The following is a 2,424-nucleotide window of genomic DNA, read 5'->3' as shown; positions in this document are numbered from 1 at the left end:
CAGTAGCCACTGCCATTCGCCCAACAACTCACTGCAGCGATGAGAAAGGTTTCGGCCGGGCGGCAGTCTACACCCTTAAGCCGCGTCGGACACTTCTCCCGCCCATGAGCGACGACTTTGCCGAGTCGGTCACGGAAGCGAACGCAGAATCCGACACCGAGACCGCTGCTGACGCGGAATCATCGGCGGCTGAGGATGCGTCCGCGGCCGACGACGCGGCTCCTGAGGAATCGACCGGTGACGAGCAGGCCGGTGAGACGACAGCGGAGTCAAGCGATGCCGAGTCGGTCACTGTCTCTGAGCGTGTGGCCGAGTACGACGACGAACTCGCGGCCGAAGTCGAGGCTCTCGAAGCACGCGTTGCCAACCTCGAAGCATCCGTCGCCGACCTCGAAACGGAACGCGACGAGGCCGAAGAGACCGCTTCGGACCTCGAATCGCGTCTCAAGCGTACGCAGGCGGACTTCCAGAACTACAAGAAGCGAGCGAAAAAGCGCCAACAGCAAATCAAAGAGCGCGCGACCGAGGACTTCGTCGAGCGCGTCGTGACGGTCCGAGACAATCTCGTCCGTGCTCTCGACCAAGACGAGGACGCCGACATCCGCGACGGCATCGAATCGACGCTGAAGGAATTCGACCGCATCCTCGAAGACGAGAACGTCGAAATCATCGACCCGGAACCCGGGACGGACGTGGACCCGACGCGCCACGAAGTGATGATGCGCGTCGAGAGCGACCAGCCCGCAGACACCATCGCCGATGTGTTCCAACCCGGCTACGAGATGGCTGAGAAGGTCATCCGCGCCGCACAAGTTACGGTCAGTAAAGAGTAGCCAGCATCGGCAGCAAAGACGAATAGCCCCTCACCGCGGAGACGAGGGGTTGAATCACCCCCGCGAGGGCGTGAACGTCCCAGTGAGGACGTGAACATCCCGGCGAGGACTTTTGTTCTCACCTCACCATCACTACGTCATGCGACTCCGTCCACGCCGGCACCGTCCGACCGTCCGGGTCACCCAACACGGTGACCCCGTCGACGACGACCTCCTGTTCGTCCTCGGGTGGGGAAACAAACCGGGACATCAGTGCGTCGAGTGGCTCATCGACCGGCTCACGTACGACGGGTATCACGTCCACGCCGTCGAACTTCCGACGAACGGGTGGGACTTCGACAGCCAGTACGTGGACCCAGTTCGGGCCTACGTAGTCGACCGCGACATCGACCTCGTCCTCAGTCACAGCACCGGCGGTCTCGTCGCGGCCCATCTCGACCTCGCGGTCAGAAACGTCTTCTTGAGTCCGTGGTGGGGAATGACGACTTCGGGACTCGACGGACTTCTGTTCCCGCTCCTCGTCCGACTTCCGACGACGAAACCGTTCATTTCCAGCGGTATCTCCCGCGAGGACCTCGGCGGACTGAAACTCGCTGCCGAAGTCTCCGACGCCCCGGATAATGTCTCGCCTGCTTTCATTCGGACGATTCACGACGCACAGCAGTCGTTGCCACCGTTCAGTCCGAACGACGTCGTGTTCACTTCCCTTTCGGACCGCGTCGTCGACGTTCGCGCCATCGGTGACCGGACGCCCGCATCGAACCTCGTTCCCTACGACGGCGGCCACGAGTTCTTCGCCAGCGAAGGGCGCGAACGAACGCTTTCGCGCGTCCTCGCCGTCCTTGCCGACGGTCCCGAAGCGACCTCGCCCACAACTGAGAATGCGAGTGACGGAACCGAACGACCACAATCAGCAGACTGAGCCGCGACAGCTGACCACTGTTCGCACCCGCAAATATTGTTGAATAATTGATTATTCATCGCACAAGCAATGGGTCAGGCGGTTCTACATAAATCGACCGACCTGTTTCGATTCGAGAATTCATAATCGCATGACGGCGTCGACCTTATTCCACGCCGTGTGTCGCAGTATCTAGTAACCTTTAACCGGCAAAAGACGGTATTTGCGGGCAAGATGGCGAGCAACAAGATTCTGGGTATCGACCTCGGTACCACGAACAGCGCGTTCGCGGTAATGGAGGGCGGCGACCCGGAGATTATTGTGAACGCAGAAGGCGACCGAACGACTCCGTCCGTCGTCGCGTTCACCGACGATGGTGAGCGTTTGGTGGGCAAGCCGGCGAAGAACCAGGCTATCCAGAACCCTGAGCACACCATCCGCTCCATCAAGCGCCACATGGGCGACGACGGGTACACTGTCGATATCGAGGGCGAGGAGTACACGCCGGAGCAGATTTCGGCGATGATTCTCCAGAAAATCAAGCGCGACGCCGAAGACTACCTCGGCGACGAGGTCGAAAAGGCGGTCATCACCGTCCCTGCGTACTTCAACGACAAACAGCGTCAGGCGACGAAAGACGCCGGCGAAATCGCAGGTCTCGAAGTCGAGCGTATCGTCAACGAACCGACC

At 60.6% G+C, this 2,424-nt stretch carries 3 protein-coding genes; all 3 read left to right on the top strand.

Annotation, left to right across the window (positions count from 1 at the left end):
• The first annotated feature begins 104 nt into the window (after positions 1-104).
• Positions 105-833 carry a nucleotide exchange factor GrpE gene (locus QT222_RS09320; RefSeq protein ID WP_491477002.1) on the top strand — a complete coding sequence of 243 codons (729 nt, stop codon included), beginning with the start codon at positions 105-107 and terminating at the stop codon, positions 831-833.
• A 139-nt stretch (positions 834-972) separates the two neighbouring features.
• Positions 973-1,755, top strand: coding sequence for an alpha/beta fold hydrolase (locus QT222_RS09315; protein ID WP_004056754.1), 783 nt, complete (start codon positions 973-975; stop codon positions 1,753-1,755).
• A gap of 213 nt (positions 1,756-1,968) precedes the next feature.
• Positions 1,969-2,424 (top strand): Hsp70 family protein (locus QT222_RS09310; protein WP_491477001.1); only part of this gene is annotated, 456 nt, incomplete at its 3' end.

The sequence above is a fragment of the Haloferax sp. s1 genome, assembly GCF_058382125.1.
This window is presented reverse-complemented; position numbering and strand designations above follow the sequence as displayed.

What these genes read in the sequence shown, in the direction of transcription:
- QT222_RS09320 (WP_491477002.1), top strand. Translation starts at nt 105, where the DNA reads ATGAGCGACGACTTTGCCGAGTCGGTCACGGAAGCGAACGCAGAATCC.
- QT222_RS09315 (WP_004056754.1), top strand. Translation starts at nt 973, where the DNA reads ATGCGACTCCGTCCACGCCGGCACCGTCCGACCGTCCGGGTCACCCAA.